The organism is Streptococcus ruminantium (assembly GCF_003609975.1).
Taxonomy (GTDB): domain Bacteria; phylum Bacillota; class Bacilli; order Lactobacillales; family Streptococcaceae; genus Streptococcus; species Streptococcus ruminantium.
The window spans coordinates 1,950,113-1,966,191 of record NZ_AP018400.1 but is presented as its reverse complement, the minus strand read 5'-3'; the positions used below and the strand labels follow the sequence as shown (position 1 = coordinate 1,966,191).

At 40.5% G+C, this 16,079-nt stretch carries 13 protein-coding genes; all 13 read left to right on the top strand.

Going from position 1 to position 16,079, the window contains the following annotated elements:
• The first annotated feature begins 31 nt into the window (after positions 1-31).
• The 13 genes from SR187_RS09290 to pgfM1 all read left to right on the top strand — a co-directional run bounded on the left by SR187_RS09290 (position 32) and on the right by pgfM1 (position 16,047).
• Positions 32-2,026: a BglG family transcription antiterminator gene (locus SR187_RS09290; RefSeq protein ID WP_120172369.1), complete on the top strand. Its 1,995-nt coding sequence runs from the start codon at positions 32-34 to the stop codon at positions 2,024-2,026.
• 11 nt (positions 2,027-2,037) lie between these two features.
• Positions 2,038-2,349, top strand: a complete 312-nt coding sequence (locus SR187_RS09285) for a PTS sugar transporter subunit IIB (RefSeq protein ID WP_120172368.1) — start codon at positions 2,038-2,040, stop codon at positions 2,347-2,349.
• A 1-nt stretch (position 2,350) separates the two neighbouring features.
• Complete coding sequence (locus SR187_RS09280) at positions 2,351-2,665, top strand: PTS lactose/cellobiose transporter subunit IIA (protein WP_120172367.1); 315 nt, start codon at positions 2,351-2,353, stop codon at positions 2,663-2,665.
• 19 nt (positions 2,666-2,684) lie between these two features.
• Positions 2,685-3,131 carry a DUF3284 domain-containing protein gene (locus SR187_RS09275; protein ID WP_120172366.1) on the top strand — a complete coding sequence of 149 codons (447 nt, stop codon included), beginning with the start codon at positions 2,685-2,687 and terminating at the stop codon, positions 3,129-3,131.
• A 36-nt stretch (positions 3,132-3,167) separates the two neighbouring features.
• Positions 3,168-4,544 (top strand): PTS sugar transporter subunit IIC, encoded by a 1,377-nt coding sequence (locus SR187_RS09270; RefSeq protein ID WP_024532426.1) that lies wholly within the window; start codon positions 3,168-3,170, stop codon positions 4,542-4,544.
• 435 nt (positions 4,545-4,979) lie between these two features.
• Entirely contained in the window at positions 4,980-5,540 is a 561-nt protein-coding gene (locus SR187_RS09265) for a CHAP domain-containing protein (RefSeq protein ID WP_178084910.1), read from the top strand.
• Positions 5,541-5,825: 285 nt separating this feature from the next.
• Positions 5,826-6,629, top strand: a complete 804-nt coding sequence (locus SR187_RS09260) for an amino acid ABC transporter substrate-binding protein (protein ID WP_120172365.1) — start codon at positions 5,826-5,828, stop codon at positions 6,627-6,629.
• A 12-nt stretch (positions 6,630-6,641) separates the two neighbouring features.
• Positions 6,642-7,301, top strand: a complete 660-nt coding sequence (locus SR187_RS09255; RefSeq protein WP_024532423.1) for an amino acid ABC transporter permease — start codon at positions 6,642-6,644, stop codon at positions 7,299-7,301.
• Positions 7,302-7,310: 9 nt separating this feature from the next.
• A complete protein-coding gene (locus tag SR187_RS09250; RefSeq protein WP_120172364.1) occupies positions 7,311-8,057 on the top strand; it encodes an amino acid ABC transporter ATP-binding protein in 747 nt (248 codons plus the stop codon).
• A gap of 362 nt (positions 8,058-8,419) precedes the next feature.
• Complete coding sequence (locus SR187_RS09245) at positions 8,420-9,358, top strand: LacI family DNA-binding transcriptional regulator (RefSeq protein WP_024532661.1); 939 nt, start codon at positions 8,420-8,422, stop codon at positions 9,356-9,358.
• A gap of 204 nt (positions 9,359-9,562) precedes the next feature.
• Positions 9,563-11,971 carry a Spy0128 family protein gene (locus SR187_RS09240; RefSeq protein ID WP_120172363.1) on the top strand — a complete coding sequence of 803 codons (2,409 nt, stop codon included), beginning with the start codon at positions 9,563-9,565 and terminating at the stop codon, positions 11,969-11,971.
• Between the two features lie 126 nt (positions 11,972-12,097).
• A complete protein-coding gene (gene pgfS, locus SR187_RS09235) occupies positions 12,098-13,057 on the top strand; it encodes a glycosyltransferase PgfS (protein WP_120172362.1) in 960 nt (319 codons plus the stop codon).
• A 2-nt stretch (positions 13,058-13,059) separates the two neighbouring features.
• Complete coding sequence (gene pgfM1 / locus SR187_RS09230) at positions 13,060-16,047, top strand: glycosyltransferase PgfM1 (protein ID WP_120172361.1); 2,988 nt, start codon at positions 13,060-13,062, stop codon at positions 16,045-16,047.
• The last annotated feature ends 32 nt before the right edge of the window (positions 16,048-16,079 follow it).

Here is a 16,079-nt window from a genome sequence, read left to right as displayed (position 1 = left end):
GTGGCTAATATAATGAAGGAAAGGAAGGGTCATGCTATCTAAAAAAGAAGTTCGTCTGCTAGAGTGTTTGTTAGCAAAGCAAGATACTTTTGTCTCCAGTTTGGAATTGGCCAAGTTGCTAGCAGTGAGCGATCGTACTGTGCGGAAGTATGTTCATCAACTTTCGTCTTCTTTAGAAGCAAACGGTGCGCATATCCTTTCCAAACAGAGCAAGGGCTATTGTTTACAGATTGACCGTCCAGTTGAATTTGAAATGTTTTGGCAGGAGCAGCTCCAATTAAAGAAACGGATTACGGATCTGACGCAACTGGAAGAAGCTGTGGATCGTCAGCGCTATATTTTGAATAAATTACTGTTTGAGGAACCCATTCAATCTTTAGACTGCTTGCAGAAGGAATTGTTTATTGGAAAGACCACCCTGCATTCCATCTTATCGGACATCCGTAAGTTATTTGCTTCCTACCAGTTGGAGCTTCTTATTACACGTAGGGGAATCAAGTTGGAAGGCAAGGAGCCAGCCATTCGTCATTTTATCATGGATTATTTTTTTGGCGAGGGGAAGGCTCAGTCAGTATATGGTATGGTTGAGACCAATCTTTTGCCTGATATTCGGTTTACAGATTTGATGTTGATTGTTTTGGATGAATGCCGCGATGCTAAGCTCCGTCTGTCTGATTTTGTCATGCAAAATCTTGTCCTCCATATAGCGCTTCTTTTGAAGCGGATGAAGATTGGCTCCAGTTTAGATCAGTTTCCAATATCAAATGACATTCAGTCCTCTAAGGAATACCAAGTGGCGGGAAGGATTATCCAGCGGATAGAGAAGCAGTTTCAAGTCACAATCCCAACTGAGGAGACCAATTATATCGCCTTGCATCTTAAGGTGAAATTGACGGGAAGTCCCACTCAAGTCATGGAAGTTGAGGGGCGTTTTCAACATCATGTGGAAAGTTGTTTGCGCACCCTCTCTCAATTAACAGGGTTAGAACTATTTAAGGATCAACAGTTACTAAGGGGGATTTTGGCTCACCTAATTCCTTTACAGACTCGTTTGGAGAATAAAATCCAATTGGGGAATCCTTTAACGTCAGATATTCAGCAACAATATTTTGAGGCGTTTGAACTCACAAAGAGTGCATTTGCAACGATGCCGGAACTAATGGGGTATCAGATTTCTGATGATGAATGGGCTTATTTGACTCTTCATGTTATGGCTGCGATTGAGCGCTATCAGGGATTTAAAAAGACAAGAGTTTTGGTAGTTTGTGCAACGGGAGTTGGAAGCGCTTTAATGTTAAAGAATCGTTTGGAGAAGGAGTTCTCCACCAGCTTAGAGGTTGTAGATAGTGTCAGTTATCATGAGATAACAGAAGAGCGATTGAGGGATATTGATTTAATTATCTCCTCTATTAGTCTCTCCAACTTGATTTTTTTGACACCCGTTATCAATGTGAGTGTCTTTCTATCAGAAAAGGATATGGAAGCTGTACGTTCCTATCTACAACAAGTGACACCGGTCAAGTCGGAGCAAGGGGAGCCGGTACTTATGGGGGAAGAACAGGCAAGACAGATAGCAGAGTCAGTTTTCTCCCCTCAGCGAGTTCTCTATATACAAGAAGAAACGAGTCGCGAATCGGTGCTATTCCAATTGACAATGTGCCTGAATGAGGCTGTTGATTCTGATTTTGTTGATCAGTTTTTGGAACAGGTCCATGTCCGAGAATCTTATAGCTCGGTTGTGTTTGGGGACAGCTTAGCTTTTCCACATCCGGCCTTACCGATGAGCTTCTCAGAGCAGATTGTTGTTGGGATTTGCCAAAGGTCGGTTGAGTGGGGACAGGGAAAACAAGTACAGTTAGTCTTTCTATTGTCTCCATCTAAGGGGCGCAATATTCACTTGAAGTATGTTTCCCCTTGTCTGGTCGAATTTGTAAAAAATGGAGCTTTGCAGGAGCGGCTGATGAAGAACCCAAGCTACAGTGAATTGATAGATATTTTCATTCCCTTGATTCAGAAGCAGGGATAGAAGGAGTTTTTATGAAACACATTATGTTAGTTTGTAACGCAGGTATGTCTACCAGTATGTTGGTAACAAAAATGCAAAAAGCAGCGGAAGAAACAGGGGTAGAAGCAACTATTTGGGCTGTTCCTGTATCTGAGGCAGATAATGAGGTGGAGCAAAAAGAAATCGATGTGCTTCTTTTGGGACCACAGGTGAAATTCTTACTGAATGATTACAAGGCCAAATTTGAACCGGCAATCAAAGTAGATGCCATCAATATGATGGATTACGGAGTGATGAACGGAGCCAAGGTCCTAGAAGCAGCGTTGACATTGATGGAGGAGTAGTATGAGTTCTCCAGAGTATTTAGAAGCCATCATGGGGCTGATTATGTACGGAGGTGAAGCCAAGGGCTATGCTACTCAGGCAATTCGAGCGGCTAAACAAGGCGATTTTGAAGCTGCTGAACAGTTGCTTCAAGAAGCGACTACCTCTTTGAATGTTGCCCATAAATCACAAACCAATCTATTAGCAAAAGAAGCAAGTGGAGAATCTGTGGAACTATCTTTGTTAATGGTACACGGGCAAGACCATCTGATGAACGCTTTAACTTTCATTGATTTGGCAAGAGAGTTTGTTGAGGTCTATAAGAAAATAAGCTGATGGTGGGAGGAATATGTGTATGAAGTTGACAAGGGTAGGACAGGTTCCCGTGGAACACCTCTTTGATACGATTCGGCGTTCTTTGAAAGAAGATTATCAGCAGCATACGGGGGTTCCCCTTCTTGATCAGGATATCAGAGAAGGTTTGACTTATACGAAAACTTTTGGCGAAAAGGGTCAGCATAGTGTCAAAGTGATTGTGGAAGAATTTGCTGTTCCTAGTTGCTATGCGGTTTGTTTTCATTCCAACCGAGGTAAGGAGCATATTCGCTACTCACTACGTGATTTGGGAAACAATCAAACGGAGATAGAGTATTCCTATGAGATGGAAGCTGGTGATATTTTTGCAAAGGGAAATTATTTTTTGATGAAAAAACTCTTTTCAAAGAGCTTGAAACGCCGGACAGAAGCTCAGCTAGAAGCGATGATTCGCTATTCTTTAGAGGAACTTCAGCTTAATAGTTAGGTCATATGTGACAAAAAAATAAAAAGGAGACAGATTATGTCAAATATTTCTGAGAAATTCATGGAAATATCTGGGAAAATTGGCTCGCAACGGCATTTGATAGCGATTCGTGATTCCTTTATTTCTATGATGCCAATTACAATGGCTGGTACAGTAGCCGTTCTCTTGAATGTCTTTCTACGAGATATTCCAACTAATATGGGTTGGACTAGTTTTGTGGAAGCCATGCAACCCATTATCAACATCAATGGTTATGTATACTTTGGTACCATTGGGATTATGGCTCTTGTTTTTGCCTTTACTTTCGGCTACAACTTGTCTCTCATGTACAAGGTCAATCCTTTAGCCGGGGGCTTGATTTCTTTTGCTTCCTTTATTTCAACAATTCCCCAAAGCATAACAATTTCTACTGCCTTGAATGGAGCAGATAAATCGTTGCTTTCAGCTTTAGAAGGTTTGGGTTTGAAGATTGTTACGACTAATGGAGCTGCTGCTTTAGAAACAAGTGAGTGGGGAGCTATTGCCCTGAAATATGGTGGAGCAACAGGACTCTTCACAGCTCTGCTGATTGGTTTTCTTGCTACATGGGTTTATGCAAGTTTAGTGAAACGTAACGTTGCTATCAAACTACCAGACTCTGTTCCACCGGCGGTCAACAAGGCTTTTGCGGCCATTATTCCAGGTACGGCTGCAGTTTATGCCTCTTCTATCATTGCCTACCTTGCTTTTGCTTTGACTGGTCAGTCTTTGGGAGACTTAGTATCAACCTACATTCAGTTGCCTTTACTGGGATTGTCGCAGGGACTTGGGTCAGTAGTTCTCCTAACCTTCCTTGTGCAACTGTTCTGGTTCTTTGGGTTGCATGGACACAATGTTTTGGCACCGATCATGGATGGTATTTATGGTGTAGCTTTGAATGAAAATGCTGCTGCCTACACAGCAACCCAAAGCGCTGCAAACTTGCCTTGGCTTTGGACTCGTGGTTCTTTTGATGCTTACGCTCAAATGGGGGGCTCAGGTGTGACCCTTGCCTTGATCATTGCTATTTTCATCTTTTCTAAACGAGAAGAGCATAAGATGGTGGCTAAATTATCTGCTCCGATGGGAGTGTTTAATATCAACGAGCCAATCATCTTTGGTGTTCCGATGGTGTTGAATCCACTCTTTGTCATCCCATGGTTGATTGTACCTCCAATCTGTGCTGCCATTGCCTACTTGGCGACAGCAGCTGGCTTGATTCCGCCGGTCTTTGCGCCTGTACCGTGGATTACGCCTCCAGGGCTTTATGCTTACCTTGCTACAGGTGGAAATGTCATGGCAGCGTTGGTGTCCCTTTTCAATCTCCTTATCGCCTTCTTGATTTGGACTCCGTTTGTCATAGCTGCCAATAGGGTTAAAGCTGGTGAGGACTAATGTTTTCTAAGAATAAATCTCCCTTCTTACTAGCGCTAGGATTTTTCCTTATTGCAGTTAGTCCGCTCTATGGAAATAAGTATTTGAATATCATTGCTGGCTTGGTTTTGATACTAATCAGTGTGCTGAGAAGTAGAGGTAACTAGCTACCATGTCAAGAGACTGGGCAAAAACTCAGAATTTACTCTTTCTGGTAAAAATTGAAGAACACAAAATGGCTTAGAATCAACGTTTCTTATGACGTTATTCTAAGCCATTTACTATTTCTGAGACTTTTTGCCCAGCCCCTTTTGTGTCATCATACTATTTTAAAATATGTCATTGTTAAGAGATTGCAATTTACTTGTAACATTTGTTATATGTTTTTAAGCCTGCTGCAAGGATTATCCATTAGGATAGATGAGTCCGAACAAATATGAAGGAAAATTGAGTATTTTGAGTTATAACATTATTCGAAAGTATATGAAGTTAGAGCTGTTTATAGTTCTTATGGGAAGTCTTTTGTGGACAAGTGTACCAACTGTTAGCGCCAGCACCAGAATGAATGACAATCTGGCACTGACGAAGAGTCTGAAAGCTACTAAAGTTGCTATCGAGAAAGCGGCTAAAGTCGCATTAGCAACGAATATGATTTCAGAAGTTGCTGTGGAATATACTGTTAACACCTATCCAGCTGGTCAGTGTACTTGGGGAGCCAAACAAATGGCTCCTTGGGTTGGTAACTACTGGGGAAATGGTGGCGATTGGGCTGCCACTGCAAAGTCTTTAGGCTACGAAGTTGGGAGTAAACCTAAGGCTGGAGCCATTGCTGTTTGGACGGACGGTGGCTATGGCCATGTTGCCTATGTGACGGACGTGGCAAAGGATGGTCGGATTCAGGTAAAGGAATCAAATTACAGTGGTGCTTATCATCCTAGCAATGTGCGTGGTTTCTTTGATCCGACAGCAACCAGCGAAGGAACAGTGAGCTACATTTATCCGCCTGCGGGGGTGTAGTCTTGCCTTATCTGCCAGCTGTCTAGCAAAGCTATTGTCTGAGAGAGGGCTATGGAGAGTAGGAAATAGGTGGTCGGTTATTTTGCTTGTTTCAGCCTTGTCCACTGAGTAGGTATTTTTGTTGTTATGTTAATGAGGCGGAATATTTTTTCGGTCTCTTTTTTCTTATGTCTAGTAAAGCCACTATTTAAAATTTTAATCTCACTGATAGAAAATATATATTAGCTGGAAAAAGTCTTTCGTGATACTATTGTAAAATATGAAAAAGAAAGAAGTGTAGTTATCGTGAAAAAAATTGTTCTTTTAATTAGTTTATTGTTGACAGGAATTGCCCTGGTTGCATGCAAGTCATCCTCTACATCGGAAGCTGGCGAAAATCAATCTCTTCTAACCCAAATCAAAAAAGAGGGGGTCATCAAGATTGGTACAGAAGGCACCTATGCTCCGTATTCCTATCATGATGAGGATGGTAAGTTGGTTGGTTATGATGTAGAAGTAGCAGAAGCTCTTGCAGCTAAATTAGGTGTTAAGGTCGAATTTATCGAGACAAAATGGGACTCTATGATTGCTGGCTTGGATGCCAAGCGCTTTGATACGATTGCAAATCAGGTTGGGGTGACAGATGAGCGCAGGGAAAAATTTGATTTTTCTGCACCGTATACCTATATTTATGGCGTTCTAGTTACGAAAAAAGATAGCTCAAACATCACAAGTTTTGCAGATTTATCAGGTAAAAAATCTGCTAACAGTCTGACAAGTAACTGGGCAGATTTAGCTCGCAAAAATGGCGCAGAGGTTGTCGGTGTTGACGGTTTTTCCCAAGCGGTTGAGTTGTTGCATACAGGGCGTGTGGATGCGACAATCAATGATAATTTGGTGTACCTAGACTACATCAAGCAGCACGCCGACGCACCGATCAAAGTTGTGACCTTAACAGATGATGTATCCACAACTGCTTTTCCAGTTGCAAAAGGTAATACAGATCTGATAGAGGCGATAGACAAGGCTTTGTCTGAGTTAGCAAGTGAAGGAAAACTGGCTGAGATCTCAAATAAATACTTCGGTGAAGATGTGTCAAAAGCCAAGTAAGCAGGAGAAAATATGACAGATAGAGTATGGCAACTACTGATTGATTCATTTTCGCAAATACTTGTTCCAGGATTGTTGGTGACGATTCCATTGACAATCTTGTCTTTTGCTTTTGGGCTATTACTGGCTATTGGGACAGCTCTGGTACAAGTCGCTCATATTCCTGTACTCAGGCAACTCGCACGGTTTTACATTTGGCTTATTCGTGGAACTCCCCTCTTGGTGCAACTGTACGTGATTTTCTATGGTCTGCCAAGTCTGGGGATTGTCTTAGCAGCTTTTCCATCAGCGGTCTTGGTTTTCTCAGTTAATACTGGAGCCTATGCTGCTGAGACCATTCGGGCTTCTATCGAGTCTGTTCCCAAAGGACAGTTGGAAGCAGGTTATTCTGTGGGGATGAGCTTTGCTCAGACCATGCGCCGAATCATTCTACCGCAAGCCTTTCGTGTAGCCTTTCCTCCTTTGTCTAATACCCTCATCGGTCTCGTTAAGGATACGTCACTAGCAGCCAATATTACTGTTTTAGAGATGTTTATGGTAACCCAGCAAATTGCGGCTCGGACCTACGAGCCTTTTATTCTTTATTGTGAAGTCGCTGTGATATATTTATTCTTTTCGACCATTTTGACAAAACTTCAAGCCTATGGCGAGAAGAAATTGGCAGTTTATTAGGAGGTTCAGATGATTCAAGTTAATGGCCTAGAGTTGGCTTTCGGTAATCAGCAAGTTTTGAAGGGGATTGATGTTCAGGTTAATCCCGGAGAAGTAGTGGTGATTTTGGGGCCCTCTGGTTCAGGTAAAACCACCCTCCTTCGTTCGTTAAATTTTTTGGAAAAAGCTGACGCAGGTCACTTGGTCTTTGGTGATAGTCAGTATGATTTGTCCAAGATTTCCAGTAAAGACATTGCGGCTATTCGCAAGCGGACAGCCTTTGTCTTTCAAAATTATAATCTCTTTGCCAATAAGACTGCCCTAGAGAATGTAACAGAGGGGTTGATTGTGGCACGAAACATAGCCAAGCCAGAGGCAGAAAAAATTGGTAAGGCAGCCTTGGATAAGGTTGGACTATCAGACAAGTATGATTTTTTCCCTAGTCAACTTTCAGGTGGCCAACAACAACGAGTTGGGATTGCCAGAGCCATTGCAACCAGTCCAGAGGTGATTTATTTTGATGAGCCGACTTCAGCCTTGGATCCAGAATTGATTGGAGAGGTCTTAGCGGTCATGATTCGGCTTGCTAGAGAAGGCATGACAATGGTTGTTGTTACTCATGAGATGGGGTTTGCGCGTGCGGTAGCTGATCGAGTAATTTTTATGGATGGTGGTCAGATTATTGAGGAAGGGCAGCCAGAAAATTTGTTTGATTATCCAAAAGAAGAACGGACTAAGCGATTCTTGGCTCGTATTCGAAAGGAAGACGTACAATAGTTTCATTTAAAATTATGCAGCACTCTAAACGCTAGATAGAAAATCTCTAGTCTAGCTTTGGAGTGTTTTTCCTAGTCATTTGAGTAGGTGGTCAAGTTAGCGAACAAGGTTATGTATGGGGATGAGTGTTTGAATAGTTCTCCCAACCAGACTGTGTTGGTACGAACTATGTTTACGCTATTTTCAAGCCTATGGAACGAATGCCAAGAGTAAATTGAAAGGCTATAAAAAACGATAATAAGTAGAAAGGCTTTCTTTTCTAAGATAAATAGTATATAATACTACCAAGAAAACGTTTGCACTATTAAAGGCATTCGATTTGTCGAATCGTATCAGATAAGGGAAGGATAGGGAGAAGTTCTATGACAACATTAGCCGATGTGGCTAGGTTAGCCAATGTATCAAAAATGACCGTTTCGCGTGTCATCAACCATCCAGAACAGGTCACGAAAGAATTGCGTACGCTGGTAATGGCAGCGATGAAAGAGTTAGATTATACGCCAAATGTGGCTGCCAAGGCTTTAGCTCAACAACGAACCTTGATTGTTCAGGTGATTATTCTGGAGAAGATGGATGTGGTGGAACCTTACTATATCGACCTTTTAGCCGGTATCGCTGATGAACTAAATCATCGGCATTATACTCTGCAACTGGTGACGGATTCTGACCTAATCACCGATCAGTGTGATGGCTATATCGTAACAGGAGCTAGGAAAGCTGACTATACTTGGTTGAAGAGGTTGAGAAAACCCTTGGTTTTGTTTGGAGAAAATCAAGAGGGGCTTCCCTTTGTTGACTCGGATAATCACTTGGCGACCCGATCAGCTACCCAGTTTGCCCTATCCAAAGGATACGAACAGATTATATTTGTTGGGATTGATTTGCCAGAAGCCTTTGAAAAGAGCAGAGAAGGGGGCTATAAAGCTGCTATGCAGGGACGTGAGACTCACCTTTACCGGTTAGAAAATAGTTCTCGGTTAGCAGAAGAGTTTGTAAAAAACAGTGACCTATTATTAGAAAATACCTGTTTTATTTGCGCTTCGGATCGTTTGGCCCTAGGGATTACAAGAGGTTTACTAGCTTTGGGAAAATCCATCCCACAGGATGTTGGTGTGATTGGTTTTGATGGTTTTTTCCTGGATCGGATGTCCAGGCCCTCTCTGACGACCATGAAGCAGCCTATTCGACAAATGGGGGCTTTAAGTGTCAAACAGTTGATGACTATATTGGAGGGAAAGCCCCTAACCAAGCAGGGACATTATTGCCAAGCGACCTTGATTGAACGTGAGACTACACCTTAGTAGTCTTTTTTTTTTTCAATCAAAATAATAGACTTTTATTTTCAGCTATGTTACACTGTCATAAGTTATGTTGATGTTCTATCACCCAGTATTTTCATAGTATTTGTAACAGATCGATGCAAATATTTTTTTGTATACTCTTCTTTTCATCGTGAAAAAAGAGGAGTGGGTGGTAGAAAAAGACAAAATAGAGAGGGATTGGTAATGATGCGGAAAAAAGTAGGTGCGATGATGTTAAGCATCTTAATGGTAGTGTCAACCTTAGCTGGTGCATTTATGGGAGCAAGTGTGAGCCAAGCGCAGGGGAGCTTGATTAAAGACATTAAAGTTGATAAACAAGAGATGAGGCATGGTGATCATTTCCGTGTGGATGTAGATTTTGGAGGTCCAGGTACGAAAGTTACAAATGGACAGGAAGAAGAAATTAGATTTAGTCTTCAGGGTGTAAAAGTAACTTTTCCAAATACGACTCTTGATTTAAAAAATAGTCAAGGAAAATCTCTGGGAACCGTTGAGTTCAAGGATAATAAGGCTGTATTGAAATTCAATGAGTATGCAGCAACTCTTGATGACGTTACGGGGGCTTTCTATTTTAGTGCCTCAGCATTTTACGACAGAGATTATAGTCAATCAGGTCAAGGAACAATCAATATAAGTTCAGGAAGCATTAGTAAGAGCATTACACTTAAATACGAGAAAGGCTCAGAAACGACGGATAATGTGTATTACAAATCTGGAGTTTGGGATGATAAGGATGATAGTGTAGATTGGATCTTTAATGTTAACACTGCAAGAAAATCTGTGGAAGACTTAAATGCCACTTTTGAGATTAACGATGAACTTCCAGAGACAATGGAGTGGGACATTGATTATAATAATAAGGCTTCTTATGCAGTTGAATTTGGTTCTGGTAACTGGATTAGTCTAGAAGAGGCTGGAAAAAGGGGAGTTACGATTTCGTTTGATACTTCCAACAAGCGAAAATTAAATGTTAAACTATCCAATCAGTGGGTTCTTGAGCACGGTACATGGGTAAAGCCTTTGAACGGCAGAAGTATCTCCGTTCGTTTGAAGGCTAGGCTGACAGCAGAAACCATGAATAACCCAGCAATTACACGAGTGACGAACACATCAACTGTTCACCTTTCCAATCTAGATTGGCAGATACAGGAGAGCGATAAGAGTGCCTCTGTTGAAATCATTCGTGTTGGAGGTTGGGCAAAAGGAACCGTAAAAGGTGAGGTAAGGATCTTTAAGAAGATTGCAGGGACGGAGACTGGAATCGCAGGAGTAGAGTTTCTGATTGAATCAGTAAACAATACAAACGTGCAGTACAAAATAAAGACTAATGAATCAGGTATTGCCAGTCAAAAGGGTTTGGTAGATGGAAAATATAGACTGAAAGAAATTTCTGCTCCGGCATGGATAGACTTTGAACCATCTAAGGCAATCACCCATGAATTTGAAGTTAAGGAAAGTGATACAGAAGGAAAAACTTTCCAGATAGAAAATACAAAGAAAAAAATAGATATTAAAGTCAATAAAGAATGGATTGGTTTAGATGATAAGAAACCGACAATATTGCTACAATTGTATAAAAATAATGTGGTAGAAGGACAGCCAATTTCAATAACACCAAATAGTAGTTCATATACTTGGAAAGCCTTAGATAAAACAGACAATAAGGGTAAAGATTATAGCTATACAGTTAAAGAAGTAGGCGAGGATAATGGTAAAGTAGTATTGGAAGGAAAAATCTATACTGTTGAGTATATAAAGAGTGCAGACAGTCACTTTACCATCAAGAATACTTTAAATAAGACTACACCAGCTAGAGCAACGATTGCGGTTAAGAAGGCTTTGAAAGGCCGTACTCTCATGAATCAAGAGTTTGAATTTATCTTAAGAGATGAAAATGGAACTGAGCTTCAAAGAGTAAAGAATGCAGTTGATGGTTCTGTCGTTTTCAAGGCAATTGACTACTCTGCGGCTGGTATCTATAAATACACGATTGAAGAGGTTAATGCAGGTCAAATGATTGATGGCTTGAAATATGATGATCTCAGAGTTCATGTAACTGTTCGTGTGAGCGATGATAAACAGGGTACTCTTGTTGCTGCAGTTGAATATCCTAACGATATTGAGTTCAATAATGAGTATGTTGAGCCAACAACTACCACCACAACCGAGGAGTCAACTACCACTACTACAACCGAGGAGTCAACTACCACTACTACAACCGAGGAGTCAACTACCACTACTACAACCGAGGAGCCAACGACGACCACCACAACCGAGGAGTCAACGACGACCACCACAACCGAGGAGTCAACGACGACCACCACAACCGAGGAGTCAACAACCACTACCACAATTGAGGAGCCAACGACGACTACCACAACCGAGGAGTCAACGACGACTACCACAATTGAGGAGCCAACTACCACCACCACAACAAGTGAAAAACCTAGTCAACCAGAAACGACCACAAATGACAAATCTAGAAAAGCATCGCTCCCATCTACGGGAGAAGTAGGTAGCTTTTTAGTAACTATGCTTGGATTTGGTGTCCTTGTTTCGATAATCACAGCGATGGTGTACCATCGTAAATAAAAAAAATCTTAATCATGAATGATTAGGCTAATACTACAAGAGAGAACAGAGTTTCTCTCTTTTTTAGAAGGAATAAATACTTTATTATTTGTTCCCTTTAAGAAAATATGAAAGAAAGGTAGTTCAATGAAATTAACTGTACTAATCACTTTTTTCAATGAAGAAAATATATTGACTAAAACACATGATGAAATGTCTAGACAGTTGGATAGTATGCTGGGAATAGGGCTTTCAGATTATGAATTGCTCTATGTTGATGATGGTTCGAGTGATGCAACTCTTGAGTTGATAGAGACGATTGCAGCGGATAGCTCAAGGGTTCGCTATATTAGCTTAAGTCGAAATTTTGGTCGCGAGGGAGCAATTTTAGCAGGTTTTAAATATGCAACTGGTGATGCGGTGATGGTAATGGACGGAGATCTTCAGCACCCACCCTATCTCATTCCAGAATTTGTTGCAGCTTACAAGGAGGGATATGACATTGTTAGCGGTCAGAGAGACCGTGTGGGAGAATCTAAACTAGCAAGTCTTTTTGCAAAAGTTTTTTATGATGTATCGAATCACTCAATGGATGTTCGGCTAACTGATGGGAAATCAGAATTGCGATTACTGAGCAGACGTGCTGTTGAGACCTTTATAGCATTACCGGAATACAATCGCTTTAATAAAGGGCTCTATGAGTGGATTGGCTTTAAAGAAAAAGTAATTCCATACAAAAATCAAGTTAGGATAACTGGGAAGAGTAAATTTGGATTGAAAAAGTCCTTCAATTATGCTATTCAAGGAATCATCTCCTTTAACGATAAGCCTCTGAGAGTTTGTGTACAGTTTGGGTTAATCAGTTTAGGAATCGCTTTGCTCTACCTGTTAGTTGAACTTGTTCGATATTTTATGTATGCAGGGCATAGGGTCAGCGGTTATTTTACAACTATAGCTGCCATTATTCTTTTTAGTGGAGTCCAATTGATTTCTATCGGTATTTTGGGAGAATACATTGGGAAGATTTATTATGAAGTCAAGCAACGTCCACATTTTGTTGTTGGAGAAACAAATATTGAGGCAGCAAGAAAAGATAGGGTAGGGTAAGAATGAAATTGTTTACGAGATTATATCAACGGCTGCTAAATTCGCTTAAGGCTCACCGAAAGTTAAGCACTTATATTATCAGCGCTCTACTTCCAATGGTGATTATATTGGTAGTTTGGTCTTTTATTGGCATGTACCCTTTTGGTATAAAGAGTCTTATGGCAGTTGACTTTGGACAACAGTACATCAGTTTTTATGGTTTCTTGAAATCAGCAATTCTTTCGGGTGATTGGTCTAGTTTTTTCTACTCCTTTACCAAATCACTAGGTGGGGATATGCTTGGAGTATTAGCTTATTATCTATTGAGTCCTTTTAATCTCATCTATATCATCACTCCATTTAGTCATTTTAGTTTAGCAGTCTTCCTGACAATTTGGCTGCGTTATGGAGCTATCGGACTTAGTTTTGCATATCTTTTAGTGAGACGCTATAAAGCGCTGGAAGGAAATGCATGGCTAGTGCCTTTTGCATCAACTGCTTATGCTTTGTCTGGGATGCTGGTTTCTTATCAGATGAATCCAATCTTTTACGATGCTATGATTTTGTTACCACTTGTTATTGCGGTACTGGAAGAACTACTGGACGGAGGGAAACCGTTTTGTTATATCTGGACGATAGCCTTGACCTTCTTTTTGCAGTTTTATATGGGCTATATGATTGGTATCTTTGTTGCCTTGTATGCTTGTTTCTATGTTTCTCCTCGTCTGGCAGTTGAAGGAGATTGGAAAAAGAAGCTAGGGAGTTTCTTTTCTCCTCTTCTAAGGACTTTTAGTTACTCTGTTATGGCGATAGGACTAGTGTCCGTCTTAATCTATCCAGTTGCCCTAAATCTTATGCAAAGTAAAGGGCAAGTGGGAACTGGACTGACCTTTCGTTTAGCATTGCAGATCAATCCTTTAGACATTTTATCAAAATTAACCATTGGTGGCTTTGATACGACCTCTGGTTGGTCAGCAGGTCCTAATTTACCAAATATTTATGTAGGAGCACTAGCTTTATTTGGCTTTATTCTCTATTTTAAGTTCGCAAAAGTGCATCACAACCAAAAAATCAGTGCTAGTATTATAACGGTAATCTTTTTCATTTCATTTGTTAATGAGTTTGCTAGTAAAATTTGGCACATGGGGCAGAATCCAGCAGGGTTCTTTTTCCGCTTTTCTTGGATTTTATCTTTCTACATGGTTTTGCTGGCTTTTCAAGCCTTCAAAGAATCGCCGAAGATTTCGAACAAGGGTTTTGGAATTGGCTGTGTTATACTCATTGCTTCTGCGACCTACGTCTTGAGTCAAAAATACAGTTATATTTCTAAAGAACAACCTCAGATGGTGACGGATTTTGTCAAGCAAAACTATTTATTGATTTTTCTTTTTACAGGTCTATTTGTTACGGGTATTTTTTATTGCTACTGGAAAAAATGGCAATACTCTAAAAAGAATAGACTGATCTTCTCTGTTGTTCTAGTAAGTGCGATGGTACTAGGTCTATTTTTATTACAGCAGGGTTATCTTCTTTCGCAGGTAGCCTTGACTATTATGGTCTGGTTAAGTGTTTTGCTGGTTTTCTATTTGGGTCCAGGTCGTTTGGGGTGGGTGATGCTAGCTTTCATCACAATACTTGAGCTGGGATATAATGCATATTTGTCCCAAGTGACCCTACATTATGCCAATGCTTATAAATTTAGTGATGCAACAATTTCGGTTAAGCATGTAACAGATAGTCTTCAGGATAGTGCTAAAACAAAATTCTATCGTATTGGTTCTAGCTTTTCTTACTCAAAAACAGCACCAACTTTGTTGTCTTATCCGGGACTGAGCAGTTTTAGTTCAAGTTTGGAGCGGTCTACCATGAATTTGTTTGCATATCTGGGAGATGTAGGAGTGAATGCTGCAACCCAATATGCAAATGGAACAGCTTTAACAGATGCGCTCTACGGGGTGCGTTATTATATGGATGTGAAAGACTTCACCCAAAAGGAGGTCGAAATGAATCCTAAAAAGATGTATTTTACGCGTTACTCCAAACGATTTGATCTTCCAGAATACTATATAAACAAGGTATACGATGACGACCGGTATGTTGTTTATGAAAATCCCAATGTCCTCTCCATTGCTTTTGGAACAAATACGCTTGTGCGAAATATACAATTTGGATTCAATAATCCTGTAGCAAACCAAAATATTATCCTTAATTCGATGGTGGGGAATTCTAAGAATGATATTCATTATTTTCAGACCTTCGGTTTTTCAAGAGTGGAGACAGAAAATATGAAAGAGTCAACCAACGATAAAGGTGAGAAGGTCTATGATCGCATTGATAGCAATCGACCGGGAATCGTTCGCTATAAAATCATTCCTAAAAGTAGCTATACTTATTATTTTCTAACGCCATATTTTTTAAACAAAGCAGAAGGTCGTCTCTCAATTCTCCTAAACAATAAATGGTTGACGAACCAAAAAAGTTTTTCTCAAAGACAGCTTTGGCAATTGACCTCAAATACAGAAGGAGAGGAGACGGTGCTTGAATTACGGTACTCAATGGATGGTGTCAACTTAGAAGGAGCAGGTCTTGTGCGCGCAGATAATGATGCTATTAGGAGGGTATTAAGAGAGCGTTTAAAACAAAATATGGTAGTTACGGAATGGACAAACACCACTGTTAAGGGGACTGTTGATATTACTGATGATAGTAACATCATGATGACCACCATTCCCTACAGTGAAGGGTGGACGGTGAAGGTTGATGGAAGAATGGTAGTGGCTAAAAAAGCGTGGAATAGCTTACTATCATTTCCAATAACCGCAGGAAGGCATACCATCGAAATGTACTTTTTCCCGCAAGGACTGATTGTCGGAGCTGTGTTCAGTTTGGTCTCTTTGATGATTGTCGTCAGCTTATACTATGCTGATAAAAATTGTTCAAACAATGAGAATAGTCAGAGGGATGAAAGAAAAATAATAGGGAAGGATTCTCTTGATCAAATTGTTTGCTAACAGAAACTATTCACTATCCATTTTGACTATGT